The organism is Pseudomonas sp. MWU13-2862 (assembly GCF_023242495.1).
GTDB classification, from domain to species: Bacteria; Pseudomonadota; Gammaproteobacteria; order Pseudomonadales; family Pseudomonadaceae; genus Aquipseudomonas; species Aquipseudomonas gingeri_D.
In genome coordinates, this window is the sequence record NZ_JALMEZ010000002.1 from 422,102 (window position 1) to 442,807 (window position 20,706).

21 protein-coding genes and 1 pseudogene are annotated in these 20,706 nt (G+C 60.5%); 13 read left to right on the forward strand and 9 right to left on the reverse strand.

All coding sequences use genetic code 11. The features are described from left to right. Nucleotides 1-22: 22 nt before the first annotated feature. The 5 genes from M5C56_RS05330 to M5C56_RS05350 all read right to left on the reverse strand — a co-directional run bounded on the left by M5C56_RS05330 (nt 23) and on the right by M5C56_RS05350 (nt 4,705). Nucleotides 23-1,123, reverse strand: a complete 1,101-nt coding sequence (locus M5C56_RS05330; RefSeq protein WP_103496812.1) for a glycine betaine/L-proline ABC transporter ATP-binding protein — start codon at nt 1,121-1,123, stop codon at nt 23-25. Continuing rightward, the gene (locus M5C56_RS05335) at nt 1,113-2,003 is read right to left on the reverse strand and encodes a proline/glycine betaine ABC transporter permease (protein WP_103496813.1); all 891 of its coding nucleotides are present in this window, start codon (nt 2,001-2,003) and stop codon (nt 1,113-1,115) included. The genes M5C56_RS05330 and M5C56_RS05335 overlap by 11 nt, the downstream gene beginning before the upstream one ends. Before the next feature lie 127 nt (nt 2,004-2,130). Beyond that, the gene (locus M5C56_RS05340) at nt 2,131-3,132 is read right to left on the reverse strand and encodes an ABC transporter substrate-binding protein (RefSeq protein ID WP_103496814.1); all 1,002 of its coding nucleotides are present in this window, start codon (nt 3,130-3,132) and stop codon (nt 2,131-2,133) included. Nucleotides 3,133-3,173: 41 nt separating this feature from the next. Further along, a complete protein-coding gene (locus tag M5C56_RS05345) occupies nt 3,174-4,013 on the reverse strand; it encodes a pyrroline-5-carboxylate reductase dimerization domain-containing protein (protein WP_103496815.1) in 840 nt (279 codons plus the stop codon). A gap of 32 nt (nt 4,014-4,045) precedes the next feature. Next, nucleotides 4,046-4,705, reverse strand: coding sequence for a TetR/AcrR family transcriptional regulator (locus M5C56_RS05350; protein ID WP_103496816.1), 660 nt, complete (start codon nt 4,703-4,705; stop codon nt 4,046-4,048). A gap of 135 nt (nt 4,706-4,840) precedes the next feature. Here M5C56_RS05350 and M5C56_RS05355 point away from each other — a divergent pair, with 135 nt between their 5' ends. The 9 genes and pseudogenes from M5C56_RS05355 to M5C56_RS05395 form a co-directional block, all read left to right on the forward strand. Further along, a complete protein-coding gene (locus tag M5C56_RS05355) occupies nt 4,841-6,877 on the forward strand; it encodes an NADH:flavin oxidoreductase (RefSeq protein ID WP_103496817.1) in 2,037 nt (678 codons plus the stop codon). Between the two features lie 25 nt (nt 6,878-6,902). Then, complete coding sequence (locus tag M5C56_RS05360) at nt 6,903-7,280, forward strand: cupin domain-containing protein (RefSeq protein WP_247263031.1); 378 nt, start codon at nt 6,903-6,905, stop codon at nt 7,278-7,280. Nucleotides 7,281-7,468: 188 nt separating this feature from the next. Further along, nucleotides 7,469-7,819, forward strand: a complete 351-nt coding sequence (locus M5C56_RS05365) for a metalloregulator ArsR/SmtB family transcription factor (RefSeq protein WP_103496819.1) — start codon at nt 7,469-7,471, stop codon at nt 7,817-7,819. A gap of 101 nt (nt 7,820-7,920) precedes the next feature. Further along, nucleotides 7,921-8,391 (forward strand): arsenate reductase ArsC, encoded by a 471-nt coding sequence (locus M5C56_RS05370; protein WP_103496820.1) that lies wholly within the window; start codon nt 7,921-7,923, stop codon nt 8,389-8,391. Beyond that, the gene (gene arsH, locus M5C56_RS05375; RefSeq protein ID WP_103496821.1) at nt 8,391-9,125 is read left to right on the forward strand and encodes an arsenical resistance protein ArsH; all 735 of its coding nucleotides are present in this window, start codon (nt 8,391-8,393) and stop codon (nt 9,123-9,125) included. Before M5C56_RS05370 ends, arsH begins: the two co-directional genes overlap by 1 nt. Before the next feature lie 295 nt (nt 9,126-9,420). Further along, nucleotides 9,421-10,023, forward strand: a complete 603-nt coding sequence (locus M5C56_RS05380; RefSeq protein ID WP_103496822.1) for a TetR/AcrR family transcriptional regulator — start codon at nt 9,421-9,423, stop codon at nt 10,021-10,023. Between the two features lie 403 nt (nt 10,024-10,426). After that, nucleotides 10,427-11,116, forward strand: a complete 690-nt coding sequence (locus tag M5C56_RS05385; RefSeq protein WP_103496823.1) for a type 1 glutamine amidotransferase domain-containing protein — start codon at nt 10,427-10,429, stop codon at nt 11,114-11,116. A gap of 131 nt (nt 11,117-11,247) precedes the next feature. Then, nucleotides 11,248-11,940: a phytanoyl-CoA dioxygenase family protein gene (locus tag M5C56_RS05390; protein ID WP_103496824.1), complete on the forward strand. Its 693-nt coding sequence runs from the start codon at nt 11,248-11,250 to the stop codon at nt 11,938-11,940. Nucleotides 11,941-12,091: 151 nt separating this feature from the next. Then, nucleotides 12,092-12,937, forward strand: a pseudogene (locus tag M5C56_RS05395) (AMP-binding protein); the annotation flags it as partial. A gap of 86 nt (nt 12,938-13,023) precedes the next feature. Here M5C56_RS05395 and M5C56_RS05400 read toward each other — a convergent pair. Next, nucleotides 13,024-13,935 carry a LysR family transcriptional regulator gene (locus M5C56_RS05400; RefSeq protein WP_103496826.1) on the reverse strand — a complete coding sequence of 304 codons (912 nt, stop codon included), beginning with the start codon at nt 13,933-13,935 and terminating at the stop codon, nt 13,024-13,026. A gap of 606 nt (nt 13,936-14,541) precedes the next feature. On the opposite strand from M5C56_RS05400, the gene M5C56_RS05405 reads away from it, so the two are divergent. The 4 genes from M5C56_RS05405 to M5C56_RS05420 all read left to right on the forward strand — a co-directional run bounded on the left by M5C56_RS05405 (nt 14,542) and on the right by M5C56_RS05420 (nt 17,639). Beyond that, complete coding sequence (locus tag M5C56_RS05405) at nt 14,542-14,730, forward strand: DUF1843 domain-containing protein (RefSeq protein WP_103496827.1); 189 nt, start codon at nt 14,542-14,544, stop codon at nt 14,728-14,730. A gap of 33 nt (nt 14,731-14,763) precedes the next feature. Next, nucleotides 14,764-15,396 (forward strand): DUF1842 domain-containing protein, encoded by a 633-nt coding sequence (locus tag M5C56_RS05410; RefSeq protein ID WP_103496828.1) that lies wholly within the window; start codon nt 14,764-14,766, stop codon nt 15,394-15,396. A gap of 52 nt (nt 15,397-15,448) precedes the next feature. Continuing rightward, entirely contained in the window at nt 15,449-16,030 is a 582-nt protein-coding gene (locus M5C56_RS05415; protein ID WP_103496829.1) for a DUF1842 domain-containing protein, read from the forward strand. Between the two features lie 145 nt (nt 16,031-16,175). Continuing rightward, nucleotides 16,176-17,639 (forward strand): GDL motif peptide-associated radical SAM/SPASM maturase, encoded by a 1,464-nt coding sequence (locus M5C56_RS05420; RefSeq protein WP_103496830.1) that lies wholly within the window; start codon nt 16,176-16,178, stop codon nt 17,637-17,639. Here M5C56_RS05420 and M5C56_RS05425 read toward each other — a convergent pair whose 3' ends face one another. From M5C56_RS05425 to M5C56_RS05435, 3 genes are all read right to left on the reverse strand, one after another. Beyond that, nucleotides 17,640-18,278 (reverse strand): DsbA family protein, encoded by a 639-nt coding sequence (locus tag M5C56_RS05425; RefSeq protein ID WP_247263029.1) that lies wholly within the window; start codon nt 18,276-18,278, stop codon nt 17,640-17,642. Nucleotides 18,279-18,383: 105 nt separating this feature from the next. Next, nucleotides 18,384-19,283 (reverse strand): LysR family transcriptional regulator, encoded by a 900-nt coding sequence (locus M5C56_RS05430; protein WP_103496832.1) that lies wholly within the window; start codon nt 19,281-19,283, stop codon nt 18,384-18,386. A 115-nt stretch (nt 19,284-19,398) separates the two neighbouring features. Further along, nucleotides 19,399-20,616: an MFS transporter gene (locus tag M5C56_RS05435; RefSeq protein WP_103496833.1), complete on the reverse strand. Its 1,218-nt coding sequence runs from the start codon at nt 20,614-20,616 to the stop codon at nt 19,399-19,401. Between the last annotated feature and the right edge of the window lie 90 nt (nt 20,617-20,706).

A 20,706-nucleotide genomic window follows, 5' to 3' on the forward strand; every position in this document is an offset into this window, starting at 1 on the left:
GAGCCACCCAGGGCTTGATCTCTCAGCGCAGCAGCGCCTGCGCCACGTTTCTTGACGGCGCCACCGACGACGCTTCGCTCACGGTCGAAGTGACCATGGTCGCGATGATCGACTTGAGCGCCAGTTGCCCCACGGGCTGCCCCTGGCTGTCCGTCACCACCAGCTCATCGACGCCCGCTTCAACCAGCCGCTTGACCGCCGACTCCAGTGACGTCCCCACGGGGACCGCCAGCGCGGCCTGGGCCTTGACCTGGACAAACGGACGCATGATGGCCTCGACGCTGATCACCCGGCCGCGGTTCACTTCCTTGACGAAGTTGGCGATGTAGTCGTCGGCGGGGCTCATGACGATCTCCTGCCGGGTGCCTTGTTGCACCACCTCGCCGTCACGCAGGATCGCGATGCGATCACCGATGCGCAGCGCCTCATCCAGGTCATGGGTAATGAAGACGATGGTCTTCCTGATTTCTTTCTGCAGGTCCAGCAGCACCGATTGCATGTCCATGCGGATCAGCGGATCAAGGGCCGAGAAGGCTTCATCCATCAACAGGATCGGCGCGTCGCTGGCCAGGGCCCGGGCCAGGCCGACCCGCTGCTGCATGCCGCCGGACAGCTGATTCGGGTAGTGCCGCTCGTAGCCCTTGAGGCCGACCCGCTCCAGCCAGCCCATGGCGATCTCCACTTGCCGGCCACGGGCCATGCCCTGGATCTCCAAGCCATAGACGGCATTCTCGAGCACGGTCCGGTTCGGCAGCAGCGCGAACTTCTGGAACACCATGGAAATGCTGTGCCGGCGAAATTCCCGCAACTCGTGGGGGCTCATCTTCAGCACATCCACGCCACCGACCATGACTTCGCCGGCCGTGGGCTCGATCAGGCGGTTGATATGGCGGATCAAGGTCGATTTGCCCGACCCGGACAGCCCCATGATCACCTGGATGCCGCCGGATGGCATGCTGATATTGATGTCCTTCAGGCCCAGCACATGACTGTGCCGGCTCAGCAGCTCGGCCTTGCTCATGCCCTGCTTGACCCGCTCGATACTGGCTTGCGCCTGGTAACCGAAGATCTTGTAGAGATGCCTGATTTCGATGCCGAAATCATCGCTCGGATTAGTGGCCATGGACCCGCTCCAGGTGCTTTTGCAGTCTTCTGCCGTAGGCCTGGCTGACCCGGTCGAAGATCACCGCAATGCCGACAATCGCCAGGCCGTTGAACATGCCCAGGGTGAAGTACTGGTTGGAAATGGCCTTGAGCACCGGTTGCCCGAGCCCCTCGACCCCGATCATCGAGGCGATGACCACCATGGCCAGGGCCATCATGATCGTCTGGTTGATGCCGGCCATGATCGATGGCAACGCCAGCGGCAACTGGACATTTTTCAGTTTCTGCCAACTGGACGAACCAAAGGCATCGGCGCACTCCAGCATCTCGGCATCGACGTGGCGGATGCCGAGGTTGGTCAGGCGGATCATCGGCGGCAAGGCATAGACCACCACCGCGATCAGCCCGGCGACCTTGCCGATGCCCAGCAACATCACCACCGGAATCAGGTAGACAAAGCTCGGTAGCGTCTGCATCACGTCGAGTACCGGGCTGATCAGGTTGCGCAGGCGATTGGAGCGGGCCATGGCAATGCCGGTGGGCAAACCGATGACGATGGAGATGACGGTGCAGACGAAGATCATCGACAGGGTTTTCATGGTGTCGGTCCACATGTCCAGATAACCGATCGCCATCAGCGTGAACACGCACCCCAGGACGATTCGCCAACTGCGACTGGCGAACCAGGCAATCAGCGCCACCAGCACAATGATGATCGGCCACGGCGTGGTGGTCATGAACCGTTCGGATTGATTGAGGAACACTTGCAACGGCTGGAAAAACGCTTCGAACGCATCGCCGTAGGTACTGGTGAAATGGCGAAAGGCCCCGTCGATGACCTTTTTCAAGGCGCGGAGTCTTTCGTCATCCATATGTGGAAAGCTGAGTAACCACTCCATGACATTCCCCTTTCGTAGAAGACCGTAAGAACGCTGGCAGGTCATTTCAATACATGGGTGTTTTTATTGTTGTCGCCGCCAATGGAGCCATGCAGCCCGTCGCAACGGACTGCATGGCTCCGCGGGATTACAGCGCGGCCTTGATCTTGCTCGACGCCTCAGGGCTGACCCACTGGCTCCACAGCGCTTCGTTGTTTTTCAGGAAGTACTTGGCGCCCTCCTCGCCGGTGGCCTGGTTATCGGTCATCCAGGCGATCAGCTTGTTCACCGTGGTATTGGACCAGGCGCGCTTGTTCAGGTAGGCCATGACGGTGGGCGAGCGCGCGGCGAAGGACTTGGTGGTCAAGGTATAGACCCGATCGATCGGCCAGCCGTTGGGTTTCGGATCAGGACAGTCGGCGACCGTGTTACAGCGCTTCCACTCCGCCGGATCGACCGCATGGCCATTGTCCAGTTTCACCATCGGGTACTTGCCCAGCAAGGCGGTGGGTGCCCAGTAGAAGCCCAGCCAGGGCGCCTTGCGTTCGTAGGCCTTGGCGATGGAGCCGTCCAGCGCCGCCGCCGAGCCGGTATCCACCAGCACAAAACCGGCCTTCTCGAAACCGTAGGCCTTGTAGAACTGGCTGGTGACCACCGTGCCGCCCCAGCCTTGCGGACCGTTGTAGATCGCGCCTTTCTTGGGGTCGTCCGGGGCCGGAAACAGTTCCGGATGCTTCTTCACATCATCGAAGCTCTTGATGTCCGGATGGGCGTCGGCGATGTATTTCGGAATCCACCAACCCTGCGAGCCGCCGTCGGACAAGGAGTTCGCCGCCTGAATCAGGTTACCGCTCTGAATGCCCGTCCTGACGACCTCGGGCACCAGGTCGATCCAGCCTTCCGGGGCGATGTCGGGTCGGCTTTTTTCGGCCATCGAGGTGATGGTCGGCACCGTATCGCCGGTGACCAGGCTGGCATTGCAGCCGTAGCCGGCATTGAGGATCAACTTGTCGACGTTGGCCATCACCTCGGCCGATTGCCAGTTCATGTTGGCGATGGTCACATCGCCGCACTCCGCTGCTGCCGCCCATCCACTGAAGGCGACGATACCCAGGGCAAGTCCCGTCTTCGAGAAAGACTTTATATTCATAAACGCTAACCTCGATTGCGGCCAGAGTTAGGAAGGGCCAACTACCGCGTCATCGGACCTTCTTGGGTGTCAGCAGAATGGACAAATGGACCCATGGCACTGGCGACCGAGGCCGCCGAATCCAGACCTGCTTTTATTGTTTTATCGAAGCCGCCGGCAATCATGGCTTCAAGGCCCGCAGCGGTGACGCCGCGGTAACTGATGAGTGTCTGCAAGAGTTCATCGACGCTGTAGCCAGGGCCGATCAGTTGGCTGGCGTCCACCACCACGGCGTTCACCGCACGCCGGGCAATGGCGGCCGGCAGGCCGACGCCCAGGGCATGTTCGAGCAGGCTGCGCGCCAGCAACGCCGGGTAGGCCGGCCCGGTCCCCACCAGCGCCGTGAGGTAGTTCAGATGACCTTCGCTGAAGATTTGATCGGCGCCACCGAAGGTTTCGAACAGCCGCTGGGCAAAGGCTTTCTGCGGGTCGCTGACCGCCTGCGCGGCCAACCAGGGCGTGTAGGACTTGCCGATTTGCGCGGCGGCATTGGCCATGGCGCGAATCACCTGGCGGCTGCCGGTCAGCGCCATCACCTCCGCCAGGGGCACGCCGGCCATCAAGGAAATCACCAGGCGGTTTTCAGCGAAAATCTCCACCTCGGCAAACTGTTCGGGACGTACGGCGAGGATGATCACCTCACAACGCTCCACCAGGGCCTGGTTGTCACAGGTGAGCGTCACCTGCGAGCGCCTGGCCCCCGCCAACGGGTGACGGCCGCTGCGGTTCGAAAGCATCAACGCCTCGGGCCGGACAAATGCCTTGTCGAGCAGCGCCTGGGCAATCGAGCGGCCAAGCCAACCCGATCCACCGATAATGCCTATCGTGGGTGCGTCGAACATATGAACCTGCCTTCGTCAGTCAGAAGTCGCGGTCATTGCGGGTTGGGGGGTGACGCGTCATCCGTGACATACCCATGGCGGGCGTAGAAACGTTTCAACTCGCGCTCCAGGGGTTCCTGGCCGGTAAAGATCTTCACGTACTCGGGAATCCGCCGCATGCGCTCGCCGATGTCCTCCCGGGTGTTGGTGCTGATGTAGCCGATCTGCGTCAGGTAGATCGTTCGCGCCCGCACATCGGCGGCGTCGAAGTCATAGTCGAAACGCCTGAACATCCGGATCAACGCTTCACGTCGGGCGATGTCGGCGACCCGGATATGTTCGGCCACTTCAGCGGACTGCAAGGCCCAGCTGCGCATGGCGAACTCGAACTGTGAATCGAACAGGTCGGGGTTCAGCCAACAATCGAAAACATTGAGCATCGCCTCGGCAATGCTCTCGGCATAACACTCGGTCTGGGCGACCAGGTTGCCGGTGTTCTTCACCCGCCAACGTTCGATCAAGGCGCCGAGCAGCTCTTCGCGGTCCTTGAAGAACCAATAGAAACTGGTGCGCGACAGCCCCAGCTTCTTGGCCAGCGGCATCACCCGGACCGTGTCGACGCCGCACTCGGTCAGGCTTTCATACGCGGCATCGAGCCACCCTTCCAGGGACCCTCTCCAGCCGCTTTCTACTGCTTTGGATGGTTCGTTCATGGCTCGATCCTAATCCCTCACCCAGCACTGCGCAAGCAAAATGTACACCTGTGTCCAGCTTGTTGACACAGGTGTACATTTCGCCCTACCGTAATTTCAACCGAGGTCCCTGCCCTGTTCCGGAGAGTCTTGACGATGCTGAACGATCCGCTCCTCCAGCCCTATCAGTTGAAGCACCTGACTCTGCGCAACCGCATCATGACCACCGCCCATGAACCGGCCTATCCGGTGGACGGCATGCCCAAGGCGCTGTATCGCGCCTACCACGTGGAACGGGCGAAGGCCGGCGTGGCCCTGACCATGACTGCGGGCTCGGCTGCGGTTTCCCGGGACAGCCCGCCGGTGTTCAACAACATCCTCGCCTACAAGGATGAGGTGGTCGGCTGGATGCGCGACCTTACCGACGCCTGCCACGAGCATGGCGCGGCGGTGATGATCCAGTTGACCCACCTGGGCCGGCGCACGCGCTGGGACAAGGGCGACTGGCTGCCCGTGGTGTCACCGTCATTCGAACGCGAGGCCTCCCATCGCTCTTTCCCGAAGAAGATGGAAGACTGGGATGTGGAACGCATCATCAAGGACTATGCCGATGCCGCCGAGCGGATGAAGGCCGCCGGCCTGGATGGCATCGAGCTGCAAGCCTATGGGCATCTGATGGATCAGTTCTGGTCACCGCTGACCAACGACCTCGATGCGCCCTATGGGGGCTCCATCGACAATCGGCTGCGCTTTACCTTCGACATCCTGCGGGCCATCCGCCAGCGCGTCGGCCATAAGTTTATCGTCGGCGTGCGCTATACCGGCGATGAGCAAATGCCCGGCGGGCTGACCCAGGCCGATGGCCTGGACATCTCCAGACGCCTGAAAGACAGCGGTATGGTGGACTTTCTCAACGTGGTGCGCGGGCATATCGACACCGATGCCGGCCTGACCGACCTGATTCCGATCCAGGGCATGCGCAACTCACCGCACCTGGACTTTGCCGGGGAGATTCGCGCCGCCACCCAATTCCCGACCTTTCATGCGGCGAAGATCCCGGACGTGGCCACCGCCCGCCATGCCATCGCCTCGGGCAAGATCGACATGGTCGGCATGACCCGCGCGCACATGACCGATCCGCATATCGTGCGCAAGATCATCGAGGGTCGTGAAGAGGATATCCGCCCCTGCGTCGGCGCCAACTATTGCCTGGACCGGATCTACCAGGGCGGGGCCGCCTATTGCATCCACAACCCGGCCACCGGCCGCGAAACCAGCATGCCCCATGACATCCCCAAGGCGCCGCGCCAGCGCAGGATCGTGATTGTCGGGGCCGGTGTCGCCGGGCTGGAAGCGGCACGGGTGGCGGCGGAACGTGGCCATGAGGTGGTGGTGTTCGAAGCCGCCAACCAAGCCGGCGGGCAGGTTCGACTCACCGCGCAATCGGAACGGCGGCGGGAAATGATCAGCATCGTCGAGTGGCGCATGGCCCAGTGCCTGGCGCGCGGCGTGAGCTTTCGCTTCAATACCTGGGCCGAAGCCGGCACCGTGCAGGATGAAAACCCGGACGTGGTGATCATCGCCACCGGCGGCCTGCCCCACACCGAGATTCTCTCGGCCGGCAATGAGCTGGTGGTCTCGGCCTGGGACATTATTTCCGGGGATGTGAAACCCGGGCGCAATGTCCTGCTGTTCGACGACGCCGGTGATCATGCCGGCCTGCAAGCCGCCGAGTTCATTGCCAGAACGGGCGCGAAAATCGAAATCATGACCCCGGACCGGACCTTCGCGCCGGAGGTCATGGCGATGAACCTGGTGCCCTACATGCGCTCGCTGCAAGCGCTGGATACCACCTTCACCGTCACCTTCCGCCTGCTCGCGGTAGAGCGCGAGGGCGCCGGGCTGCTGGCAAGCATCGACAGCGACTATGGCAGTGCGCGCAAGGTCCGGCGCGTCGATCAAGTGGTGGTCAACCACGGCACCCGACCGCTGGACGAGCTGTATTTCGAGCTGAAACCGGCGTCCAGCAACGGTGGCGTGGTTGAGCAGCAGGACCTGATCGTCGGCCACCCGCAACAGCTCGTGACCAATCCGGACGGCAAATTCCAGCTGTTCCGCATCGGCGATGCGGTGGCGGCGCGCAACACCCATGCCGCGATCTACGACGCCTTGCGACTGGTCAAGGACTTGTAAGCCAACCCATTCCCAGGTGCAAAACATGCCAGACAATGAAGCCCCCTCCTGGAAAATCAGCGCCAAGAACGGCATTCAAGGCCCGGTCAGCGGCTCGCTTTATCATTCGTCTTCCACTGATGAATGGCTGCCGACAGCGGCGGAAGGCTTTTGGATCAAGCCGCTGTTCGAGGACCCCGAGCGCGGTGAAAAGACCCTGTTGATGAAGGTCGATCCCGGCGCCCAGGTCGCCAGTCATACCCATGCCGGGGAGCTGGAGCAGTTGTTCGTACTGCAAGGCTCCTTCTTTGATCAGGAGCGAACACTGAATGTCGGCGACTACTGTTGCCGGGCGCCGGATGCGGCACATAGCACGGGTTCGGTACAGGGGGCTATTTTGCTGTTGATTTATACCCGCCGGTGAATAGAAGCCGCAGACGATGACATCCCACCCAAGTCCGTTGCGCTCGGGGGGTTGCGCCCCCCTCCTCCAGAGCTGACACCACAACGCCCGATCCCGGCTCAACGCCGTCCGCACCGGCACTATCGACACGGCCTATAAATATGTATATTCGAATATACGAATATTCATATGTATTGTGAGACACCACCATGAGTCTTTCCCCCGCGACTGTCTTCAAGTGCCTCGGTGACGAGACCCGCGCTCGGATCATGCTGATGCTCTGCGAACAGGGAGAGCTTTGCGTCTGTGAACTCATCTGGGCACTGGACGATAGCCAGCCGAAAATTTCTCGTCATCTTGCCCAGCTACGCATCTGCGGGCTGCTGGAAGATCGCCGCCAAGGGCAATGGATCTATTACCGCCTGCACCCGCAGTTGCCGGAGTGGGTCGAGGACATTCTCCAGGTGACCCTCAAGGCCAATCGAGCCTGGGTCGACCGGAGCACCGACCGCCTTACCTCCATGGCAGACCGTCCTGTTCGCCAGGCCGCTTGCTGCTGATCCCGCGCCCGAGACAATCAAAGGTTGGCCGCCCTCTCACACTTCCCATCCCGCTCATACCCCAGGCCCCGCGGTTGAGCATCCAAGCCCAGGAGCAAATGATGAAAGTTCTGTTCATGTGTACCGCCAATAGCTGCCGCAGCGTGCTCAGCGAAGGCCTGTTCAACCTGATGGCGCCTGAAGGGATGACGGCAGTGAGTTCCGGAAGCTTCCCCAGCGGGCGCTTGAACCCTCGCGCGGTAAGCACCTTGCAAGGGCTTGGCGTGGACACTTCGGGACTTTATAGCAAGGGCTCGGAAAGCTTTGCCGACAATCCGCCGGACCTGGTGATCACCGTGTGCGACAAGGCCGGCGGCGAGCCCTGCCCGGTGTACTTCGGCCCCGCCATCAAGAGCCACTGGGGCCTGTCCGATCCGTCCGAGGTCAGCGGCACCGATGAAGAGATCCAGGCCGCATTTGACGCGACGGTTGCGCACATCCGCCAGCGATTCGCCGCCTTTTTCTCTCTCGATTTCAAAGCGCTCAACCCTACGGAGTTGAAGCAGGCGCTGGACCGGATTGGTGAGCTCTGATGAACGAATTTACCCAGGAAAACCCCAGCGATGCGCCGAACCTGGAGCTGTCACTGTTCGATATACCTAGCGATGAGCGGCTCGCCCAGTACCGCCCGCCCACGCACAAGCCGCGCATTCTTTTGCTCTATGGATCAACTCGCGAACGCTCCTTCAGTCGGTTGCTGACGGAGGAAGCGGCACGCCTCCTGACGCTCATGGGCGCCGAAACGGCCATCTTCGATCCGTCCGGCCTGCCCCTGCCCGATGATGCACCCGCGGACCATCCCAAGGTGCGGGAACTGCGCGATCGGGTGATGTGGTCGGAAGGCCAGGTCTGGTGCTCACCTGAACGCCATGGCTCGATGTCCGCCGTGTTCAAGGCGCAAATCGACTGGATTCCCCTGGCGCTGGGAGCGGTGCGGCCCTCGCAAGGCAAGACCTTGGCGGTGATGCAGGTGTGCGGCGGCTCGCAGTCGTTCAACACGGTCAATCAGCTTCGCGTGCTGGGCCGCTGGATGCGCATGGTCACGATTCCCAACCAGTCCTCCGTGCCCAAGGCGTTCCTGGAGTTCGATGAGGCCGGGCGCATGAAGCCGTCGCCCTACTACGACCGCGTTGTCGACGTGATGGAGGAGTTGATGAAGTTCACGCTTCTGTTGCGCGGCCGGGAGGAATACCTGGTGGACCGCTACTCCGAGCGCAAGGAAAGCGCCGAAGCACTCTCCGCGCGCGTCAACCAGCGCTCCATCTAGGAGGACTGGCCACACGCCTCGGCGAGCATAAGATCGCCTTGGGCCTACACATTGACCGGCCACCCTTGACCTCGGTGGTGGTCGGCATCCGGTCCGAGCACGTGACCTCGCGCGGCCGTTGCGAGCATTTGCATGTGTTTGACAAGAGCAGTGGGCTGCGGATCAGTTGATGCGATTGGCCTCTTGCTGGCGCTTGTTGATCTATTGACCTGGAAATCCAACACCCGCCGCATGACGGGGTTAAAACAAGACCCCCTAGTAGACCGATCGACTAGGAACCACTACCATTGCCCCAATGAACACTCCAAAGACTCGCGAAACATCTGATGTCCGCCAAGGAATCCTTGATGTAGGCCAACGAATCATGGCCGCCAAAGGGTATACCGCCGTGGGCCTGAACGAGATCCTGGCCACCGCCGGTGTGCCGAAAGGATCTTTCTATCACTACTTCGGCTCGAAAGACGCGTTTGGCGAGGCCGTGCTGGAAGACTATTTCGAGTTCTACCTCGACGATATCGATCAGACGCTCGCCCAGCCCAACCAGACGATGGCCCAGCGGTTGCTGAACTACTTTCACATCTGGCAGGCCACCCAGTCCTTTCAGAATTGCCAGGGCAAGTGCCTGGCGGTGAAGTTGGGCGTGGAAGTTGCCGACCTTTCCGAAACCATGCGCGCCGTGCTCCAGCGAGGCACGGCGGGCATTATCGATCGCCTCACGAATGCGATTGAGATCGGTGTGGCCGAAGGCTCTCTGACCATCACCGGTAATCCTCGCAACGTTGCGCAGAGCCTCTATCAATTGTGGGTCGGCGCCAGCGTCATGGTGAAGATTACGAAAAGTGTCCAGCCCTTCGAGACGGCGATAGCCACGACCCGCCAGATTCTCAACCTGCCCTGAATCATGGCATGAGTGGTGTACCGCCCATCGTGGTGCTGCACTGCTCGCGTTACTCTCCCCCTGCAGCCTCCCCCCCAACGTCAATCCACTGTCCTTTCGCGACACCTCATCGCGTAGAAAAAACCCATGAGAAGCGTTGCGCAAAAAGACCTGAAAAAATACTAGACGACTGGTCTAATGGAAGATACTGTAGCCACACATTCACCCCACCCGACAAAAAGGAATACAGCGTAAAGTGCCATCAAGCCACGTAGCGATGCTGTTCTATCCACAGCACGTCGCGGAGCTGATCATCAAGGCTGCCCAATAATTTTTCTTCGCCCAGCCCATAGACGACCAGTCTAATTAAAACGCTCGATTTGTCGTGATCCCACGGCCTCAAACTGAAAACAGGACGCTCAAAATGAAAATTCTCATGGTACTGACCTCCCACGACACCCTTGGCAACACTGGCCGTAAAACCGGCTTCTGGTTGGAAGAACTGGCAGCGCCCTACTACGCCTTCCTCGCCGCCAATGCAGATATCGTCCTGGCCTCGCCCAAAGGTGGCCAGCCACCGCTCGATCCGAAGAGCAACGAGCCATCGTTCCAGACCGACCTGACCCGCCGCTTCGAGAACGATGCCGTGGCGACCGCCCTGCTCGCCAACACTGTGCGACTGGACAGCGTCTCCCAGGGTGATTTCGACGCGGTGTTCTACCCTGGCGGCCATGGCCCATTGTGGGACCTGGCTGAAGATCCAAAATCCATCCATCTGATCGAGGCGTTCCTGGCTGCCGGCAAGCCTGCTGCCCTGGTGTGCCACGCTCCGGGCGTGCTGCGCCACGTGAAAAAGCCTGACGGTACGCCACTGGTTGCAGGTAAAAAAGTCACCGGTTTCACCAATACCGAGGAAGAAGCTGTAGGCCTGACCGACGTAGTGCCCTTCCTGGTTGAAGACATACTGGTCGCCAACGGTGGCCTGTACTCCAAGGGCGATGACTGGTCCTCCCACGTCGTCAGTGACGGTCTGCTGATCACCGGCCAGAACCCGGGCTCGTCCACCGAAACCGCCCAGGTCCTGATCGCCAAGCTGAACCCGCTCAACGCCTGAGCCCGCCCTTGACGGGAGACGCGCAAACGTCTCCCGCCGGTGTGGTCACCACCGTGGAAGCCCCGTATGCTGCAAAATCGCCATGGGCCGGTTCTGCAGGAGGCGTGGGTGGCAAGGGACTTGAGGACACTATGACTGACCGCGAGCAACTCCATCGAGAGGGCTATGTGCTGCTGCGCCGAGCGATCCCGGCCGAGTGGCTGGATGAGCTTCGCACCGTATTCGATGCAGGCGTGAAACCGTCGGATCAATGGCCAGTACCGCGTGGCATGGATTGTCGCCACTCGTTGTTGGACGATGATTCCAAAGTTCAGGCGGTGTGCCGCCTGCCGGAGTTGCTGGCGGTGGTGGGTGAGTTGATCGGAGAACGATTCTTCCTCTCCCAGGTGGAGGGTCGCGAGCCCCTGGCCGGTCGCGGCCATCAACAGCTGCACCGCGACTTGTCGGCCCAACGGCCCGGCGACATGGTCGGCGCCCTGGCTTATTTTGACGACTATGGCCCCGGGAACGGCGCAACACGGATCGTCCCCGGCAGCCATCGCCCCGGGCAGGAAGAACCACCCTTCGACTTCAATGACGAGTCCCGGTCCGTGCAGCTTTCAGGCTCCGCGGGAGACATCCTGGTCTTTGATGTCGATCTGGTGCATGCGGGCAGTCTGAACGTCATCGGCGCACGCCGTCGCTCCATCCTGATCAGCTATTTCTCGGAACCCCTATACGCGTCGCACCTGGAAACAGTGGGCCTGCGAAATATTCGGATGGACACGAGCGATCGGTTCGACCCCGCGGATTTTGCCTTGAAGGGCGATTCAAACAACGCTTGAGATGCCTGAAGTTATTTCTCATGGACGCAAATCCACACCTGACGGACTATGCCGCTCAATGCGGTGAAGACTCGTAGTGCTCGCTCTAAACAGGGCAGTTGGCGTCGACGACTGACCAGGAAATCCGCGATCAGCCACGCAGGAGCCGAGCATGAATATCGCCAACTGGCTGGACGACGCCGGCCTTCGTTACCCGGAGCGTCCGGCCTTGTTCGAGGGACGACGGCAAGTCGCCAACTACGGCGTGTTTGTCGACCTGGTCCGGCACCGTGCCGGGTATCTGATCGACGAGCACGGCATTGCCCCCGGCGATCGGGTCGCGCTGTTCATGATGAACTGTTGCGAATACCTCGAACTGCTCTATGCCATCTGGTGGGCCGGCGCGGTGGCGGTGCCGATCGACTGCAAGCTGCACCCCGTCGAGGCTGGCTGGATCGTGCGCAATGCCCGGGCCCGGCTGATTTTGACCGATGGCGGCCAGGTGTTCGCGCCCGGGGCCCTGCCCCAGGCGTGTCGAGAGCTGGATCGAGAGGACATGGGCGCACTCACCTCAATCACTTCGCCGCCTGACACGCCCTGCCCGCGTCAGGCCGATGACCTCGCCTGGCTGTTCTACACCTGTGGCCCCACCGATCGCTTCAAGGCGGTGATGCTCAGCCACGGTAACTTGACGGCCATGTCACAGGGCTGTTCACCCGATGTCGATCCGATCGACGCCGATGAGGCCGTGGTCTATGCAGCGCCGATGTCTCACTGTGCCGGGCTCTATAACCTGATCCATGTACGCCGGGCCGCTCGCCATGTCGTCCCGGAGTCTCGCGGCTTCAAGGTCGACGAACTGTTCGAACTGGCGAGCGGGTTCGGCAATATCGCGTTGTTCGTGGCCCCCGCCATGTTCACCTGCATGGTCGAACAGGCCCGCCGCCTAGGCTACGATGGCGGGGAAATCAAGACCATCATCTATGGCGATGCGCCCATCTACCCGACAGAACTGCGTAACGTACTGCTCAAGAACAGCTACGGCGAACTCCTCAAGACGGAGCTGCGCCTGTGGTTGAACACCAGTGCCAACGACACCGCCGATCACTGAAGCACATTTTCGATACCGGGCTTGGAACGGCTGCGTACAGGGTGCGCGACTCGCTCATGCAGGCCCAACGCGACCACATCGTTCAGTGCCTGGCTCGACAACTCCGGGTTGTTGACCACCAATCGCACTTCGAGGAAATCCTCGAAACCAGGAAAGATGCTCAAGCCGTGACGCAGGGCCGCCTCGCGGGACACCATGCCGAGGCCGTCCATCTGCGTGATCAACGAAAGGGTCAGGATTTCGCTGCCGGAGTAGATCATCCGCTGGGCGGATTCATAGCGCCCCAGGCCGGCATCGAGAAAGCGCGAGAAACTGTGGGAATACGGACAATCATCCGCCGGACGAACCAGAAACTTATTACCCAGCAGCACCAACGGATCGCTCTCATCACCACAGTGGGCGCCCACCACCCGGATATGCACATCCGGCAGCACAATACTCGGCAATCCGAGCTTTTGCGGGCCGATCAACACGGCCAGGTCGAAGCCTTCGTTCTTGAGCTTGCTGAGGTTTTCCATCGACTCGGCGTAGCTGAATTCCAGCTGATGGTCAGGGAACACCTCGATCAGGCGCCCGATCATTCTCCGATTGAAGTCCTCCGACAACGTGGTATTGAGCGCCACCTTCAGGGTGCGTTGCCCAGGCGCCTTCAGCGCGGTGACTTTCTCTTCCATCTGTCGCGTGGCGACCAACACCTTGTCCATGTAGGGCGTGAGTTCCGTGCCCTGGGGGGTCAGGGTCAAGCCCTTGTTGGAGCGCCGAAACAGGCGAAAACCAAACTGCTCTTCGACCTTGTTCAACTGCGCGGCCAACGCCTGCACCGTCAAACTGGACTGCTCCGCGGCCGCCGACAACGAGCCGGTCTGCACGATGCGCATCAGGTTGCGTAAGATTCTAGTGTCCATGGGCTGATGCCCTCTAAGGTGAGCTGGCGATTGTCGTGTACCTTGCGGTCTATAGGGCGCCATTTGATACAACGGCTCACAGCGCACGCTTCCTGAAAATGAACCGACATGACCGTTCGGCGCTTTTTTTGGCACGATCGAAAATTCATATCTAGGGTTACGTAACTGGCGAAATGCCAGTCTGCGAGTATCGGAAAACCTGCTGTTACCGACAGCTAATACCCAAGAAAATCAGGGATGGTTTGTGCTTGCGATCATCTATTCGCTCGCCCTGAGTGACGAGTTGATCCCTGCGTTTCGTTGTTTTCTCTCAAGGATAGAAAGATGACCAACGTACTATCGATTCGCACGTTTTTTTCACATCCCCTCCTGGCCGCCGATCATCACAATCCGGTCATCAAGACGCCCCCGAACATTACACAGTCAGCGTGGGCAACTCAACGGCGCGATTGAATCGTCGCCCACCACCGGTGCCTTCGCTAACGCGCAATTGCAAGCGGCCATTGTCGACGGGCAAAACATCGCCACGAAACGGGGTCAGCGTGCATAAGGGTGCCCTCCTTCCCGGAAGGAGGGTTTGGCAACACCACGGAAGGATCCATCGTTATGAATCGTTCAACACCCCACGCTTTACCTCCTTACGGGACCGCCATCCAAGGCGCGATCGAGGAGGGCAATCTGCAGCAGATGAAAGCGTTGCTGAAGCAACGTGACTCAACGAAGCCGCAACCGCAAGACCTGCAAACCGCGTATGAAAAGCTGGCCAAGGAAGTTTCCCGTTTAGAGAAGCTTTAGGGCCTTTCTCTCAATGCAATGGAGGCAATAACTATGTCTGGTTCTACTCAGCAACTTGTCGGCTTGTTCCCACTCAGTTATCGAATTGGCACCTCGGCCCCCGGGGCACAAAGCCTGACGCTCAATCTGCTGGTCTTTACGCCCGAGCAGAGTGTCAGTGGTACTGCCATCGTCACCCAGGCGATCAACCCGCCGCTCGATCTACAGTCGGATGTCTGGGGTGAATACACCTACATGACGGTCATGTCACCGGCCGTCAGCAAAATCCTGATTACCGCTCAAGGCAACCACGGCGGCCCCACTGCGAACACTGCCGTGAACTTCAAGTTGCACCTGGTGGTGGGCAGTGACTGGAAAGAAGGCGTGGCCAGCTACCAGTACCAGGATGGCCAGCGCTGGGTCAGCGTCAACAATGTCCCCGCCCACCTCAATGAACCGGTGCAATCCCGCTTCTTTCCACCCATGGGCCCTGGCCCGGTCATTCTGCCCTACCCACCGATTATGCCCCTGTACGCCGCGCCGATTCAGAGCGCCATTGCCAGCGGCGACCTGGCCCAGATGAAACACCTGGCCGGCCTCGCCAAACAGCAACTGGAGCAGCAACCCCAGTTGCAGAGCGCACTGGAAGCCGCGAAGGGCGAAATCAGCAGGCTGGAGCGGCGCTGACTGGCGGCGCGATCAGACTGAACTGTCCGCATACAATCAAGGGAGTTGCACCATGTCGATTGGACTTTTTCATACTCGCCTCATCACCCATACCCCACTGCTGGGTGCGCCAGTACTTACCCTCGATCTGCTGGTCGATACCGCTCGCAAGACCGTCACCGGAATTGCCAGTGTGTTCGCCAGTACCTACCCAACGGTTAATTTCCGCGCCAAGGTCTGGGGCAATTACTCCGAGGCCAAACTGACAGCCTCGGTGGAGAACCACATTGTCCTCACCTTGGAGGGTGGCCCAAGCAGACCGCCCAGCCAGATCGCCGAGACGTTTCATCTCAAGGGGATCCTCGGCGCGGATTGGGCCAGCGGGTTTGTCGACTATAACTACTTCGAGCATGGCCAAGAGCATTACGTCAGGCACGCCGCTGTCAGCCAGGCCCCCGTCGAGCAGCACGAGCCTGGGAGGCATCCCGTATTGCCGCTCTACGCCGTGGCGGTGCAGCAGGCACAAGCCAGTGGCGATCTGGCGCAACTGAAATCCGTTGTGCACCTGGGAGAGCAGCAACTGGCGCATCACGGTGTGCTGCAAAGCGCCCTCGAGCAATTGAACGCGGAAATCGCGCGCCTGGAAGCACGCTAGTCCGCTTTGCCCGGGCGAGGCCGATTCTGGTCTCTCCCGGGTCTTTCCAACCAGAGGCAAATCCAACCGCGCCATCGACGCTAGGGAAGGCGCGAACACTTCGATGGACTCGTATCGCGCCGTGCCCGCGCGCAAGGATTTTCCCATGTCAGACAACCGCCCTGCCCGTTATCTCAGTGAGACCGACCTCAAACGCTACGTACCGGTTCATGTGGTCTGGGAAATCACCCTGGCCTGCGACCTCAAATGCCTGCACTGCGGCTCACGCGCGGGCCATCGACGTCCCGATGAACTGAACACCCGCGAATGCCTGGAGGTGATCGACTCACTGGCGGCTCTCGGTACCCGAGAGATCACCCTGATCGGTGGTGAAGCCTATTTGCGCAAGGACTGGACGCAGCTGATCCGGGCGATCCACGATCACGGCATGTACTGCGCCATACAAACAGGCGGACGTAACCTGACGCCCGCCAAGATGCAGGCCGCGGTCGACGCCGGCCTCAATGGCGTCGGCGTTTCGCTCGATGGTCTTGCCCCGCTGCATGACGCGGTACGCAATGTCCCGGGCTCCTTCGACAAGGCCGTGGACACCTTGCGCCGCGCCAAACAATCCGGGCTCGCCGTGAGCGTCAACACGCAGATCGGCGCGGCCACCTTGCCTGATTTGCCGGCGCTCATGGACACCATTATCGAGCTGGGCGCCACTCACTGGCAGATCCAGCTCACGGTCGCCATGGGCAATGCCGTCGATCACCCGGAGCTACTGCTACAACCCAGCCAGTTGCTTGAGGTGATGCCGTTGCTGGCGCGGCTTTACCGGGAGGGGGTCGATCGCGGCCTGCTGATGAACGTGGGCAACAACATTGGCTACTACGGCCCTTACGAACATCTCTGGCGCGGCTTTGGTGACGAGCGCGTGCATTGGAGTGGCTGCGCCGCCGGCCAAACGGTTCTGGCACTTGAGGCCGATGGCACGGTGAAAGGCTGCCCTTCCCTGGCCACCGTCGGATTTTCCGGCGGGAACGTGCGCAACATGAATCTGCACGACATCTGGCATTACAGCGAAGGCATGCACTTCGGGCGCCTGCGCGGCGTCGAGGACCTGTGGGGTTATTGCCGCAGCTGTTACTACAACGATGTGTGCCGCGGTGGCTGCACCTGGACCTCACACTCCTTGCTGGGCAAGCCAGGCAACAATCCTTACTGCCATTACCGTGCGCTGGACCTGGAAAAACAAGGTCTGCGAGAACGAATCGTGAAAATCGAGGACGCCCCGCAGGCCTCCTTCGCGGTCGGGCGTTTCGACCTGATCACCGAGCGTATCGACACCGGTGAAAAAGTCAGCAGCGTCAGCGATAGCGGTCAGGTGATCAAACTGGCCTGGGCCAATCAAGGGCAGAAATCGCCGGATGAAGGACGCATTCCCGTGCAACTGGCCCTGTGCCGTGGCTGTTTGCAATACATCTATCCCCACGAGTCGACCTGCCCGCACTGCCAAGCGGATGTGGCTGCCGCAGAAGCGGAACACCAGGCCAACCGCACCAGACAACAGGCCATCATGAACACCCTGACGGGTCTCCTGGGGATTGCGCCCAGCACCTTGATGTAGCTATTGCGCAACGAGGTGCTGGCTACGGGGAGGTTTGAGCAGCGTTGCCAAGATGGCGGATGGCTGCGCGCCGCTGATTACCGTGCCGCCGGACTGGATGGCTGGTGTCAGGCGCCCACACCATGCGCTGGTTTCGCGTTCGGCCTCCACAAGCGCCTTGATGCCGTCTTCGCTGCGCAGAAAGTTCATGGCCAGGTGCCGCACCTCGGTGTCTTGAGGGAGCAAGGCAACCAGCGACGCTGGATCGCTGATGTCCTTGCCCTCGCAAAAAAGCGCATGGTAAATACCTTCAAACAGGGTTTGGGTGCATTGCCCCCTATCCCTCTGCCACCGCATGAGCCGAAGCGCGCGTTCCGTATCCGGCACCGTGGTGATCAGGCTGAAGTCCAACGAAATACCGAACTGCGCGGCGGCAAGGGAAAGGGCTTCTTCATGGCCTTTGGCTTGGCTGCCGAAGCGACTCTCCCGGTAGGTGCGATAGTCCATGCCGACCTGGGCTGCCGAGTGCGACCGACACGCCTGGTAGTCGACTGGCAGCATGACCCCGGTGGTAGCCATGGCTTGGCGCAGGCGTTTTTCACCGACCCAACACCAGGGATTGAGGAAATCAAAGGCCAAGGCGATGAACGTGTTTTTCATGTGGATCGACCGAAATGTCCAGTGACCCGACTTTAGGTGAAATGACCCGCTCCGAGTAGATATCCGCAGCGCAATGCAGTGTTGCGTGGGCGCTGTCATCCCCCCTCAGTAGCTGAGGATTTCCTCGAGAAAGGCGATAAAAACCTTCACCCGGCTGGATCCTCGATGGTTTGGCAAATACAACACATTGATCATGCCATTGGCCTCGCCCGGGTTGGCCTCGTAGTTGGCGAGTACGCGGGTCAGAAGTCCTTGTCGCACATCCTCGGCCACCAGCCAATCCGCCAGCAACGCAATGCCTCGGCCACTCAAGGCCGCCTCACGGAGGATATCGGCATTGTTGCTTTCAAGCCGTCCCTGGACATTGATGCGAATGCAATCTTCCGGGCTGCGAAAAACCCAGCCCTGATGCAGGCCCTCGTAATCGAAGCGCAAGCATTCGTGATTCAAAAGCGCCTGTGGCTGCAAGGGAATGCCGGCTCCGGCCAGATAGTCGGGGCTTGCAACGATCCAGCGTTCGAACCGGCCGATCGGTTTACTGATAATGTCTTCGCTGGCCAATGAGGAGCCCAAGCGAACGGACAGGTCGATTCGCTCCTTCAACAGATCGGTCATTTGGTCGCTCAGCGACAGGCTCACGTCGAGTTCTGGATACTGGGCAAGCAAGCGCCCTATGTGCGGGGCTATGACCCGCCGGCCAAACTCGACCGGTACGCTGACCCTCAGGCGCCCGCGGGCCACGGCGTTGCGGTCGGCAACGGCCGTGTCGGCCTCGGCGAGGGCATCCAGGATAAAAAGAGCCTTTTCGAAGTACGCTTGTCCCGCGACGGTGGGGCTGGTACTACGCGTCGTACGATTGAGCAACGACGCGCCCAACTCCGTTTCGAGGCTGGCGACCTGGCGAGTGACGGATGAGGTTGAAACGCCGAGTTTACGCGCCGCGGCAGAATAGCCACCGCAGCGCACGGTTTCGACGAACATAGTCAGCGCAAGCAGTTTGTCCATGGCCCAAACTCCGATGTTGTGAGCGACTGGACCCAGTGGCTCAACCGATATACCTGGTTGGATGCATTCTGAACAAGCCTCGCGTGTTTGCCTTGAAGGGTTGTGCTGGCAAGCCTCACAACTTCGCACTAATGCGCAGGCGGCTGAAAAACAGCACGGCCGCCACGGCGGGTATCAAAGCAGCCAGGCAGACGAACAGATTCCATCCCAGGCGTTCGTAAAGCGGGCTCGCCAGCACCGAGCCCAAGGCTCCGCCAAGGAAAATACTCGTCATGTAGACCGCATTCAAGCGAGCGCGACTATGCGGATCAAGAGCATAGACCTCACGCTGTCCCAGCACCATGTTCAGTTGAACGGCAAAGTCCAGCAGCACGGCGCTAACCACCAGCCACAGATAACCCGAGGCCGGCAGTGCCGCGATCAATAGCGATGCCGGCGCCAGTAGCAGGGCGATGAGGCTACCCCGCTGCGTATGACCGGCATCCGCCAGGCGTCCTGCAATCGGAGCCGCTATCGCCCCGACCGCGCCCACCAGGGTAAACAGGGCTACCTGTGTTTGGCTGAAATGGTGATGACGGATGAGTTCGACAGGCGCAATCGTCCAGAAAATGCTGAAGCTGGCAAAGAGCAATCCTTGATACAAAGAGCGTTCGCGAAGCACGGCATAACGGCGCGCGAGGCTGAAGATCGAACCGATCAACGCCCCGTAGCTGGCACGGTGAGCGGGCATTCGTTGCGGCAGGGCAACCCCCATCAAGAGCGCGATCATCGCCATCAGGACGGACGCACCAAAGAACACCCCGTGCCAGCCGAACGACTCGGTGAGCGTGCTGGCAATCGGGCGGGAAAGCAGAATCCCCAACAGCAGGCCACTCATGATGTTGCCCACCACCTGGCCACGGGATTTTTCCGGCGCCATGTGCGCCGCCAGTGGCACCAGGATCTGTACGGCCACCGATGTGAGGCCGATCAGCAACGAACAGATCAGAAAGGCTGAAGGCGTCTGGCTCAGCGCGGCACCGGCCAGGCACAAGGAAGCCGCCAGCGAGAAGCCAACCACCAGCCGACGATTTTCCATCAGGTCGGCCAGGGGCACCAAAAAGAACAGACCCAATGCGTAGCCGAGCTGAGTCAAGGCAACGATGAGGCTGGCGTGCTCGCTTGACAGGCCAATCTGCGGCGCAATCAGTTCAACGATGGGCTGGGCGTAATACAGGTTGGCGACGACGGCGCCGCAACAGAACGCAAGCAAAACGACCATCGTGGTGGACAGGGTTGGCGACGTGACAGGCGTCGCCTTCAGATCAGACGTTGTGGAGCTGCCAAGGGACATGGCCACACCTCATTAGGGGTTGAATGGATGGCGCTAGCCTAGGTGCCTGTTTGCAACTTAGGAATCAGGCGGCGGAGCAACACTACGATG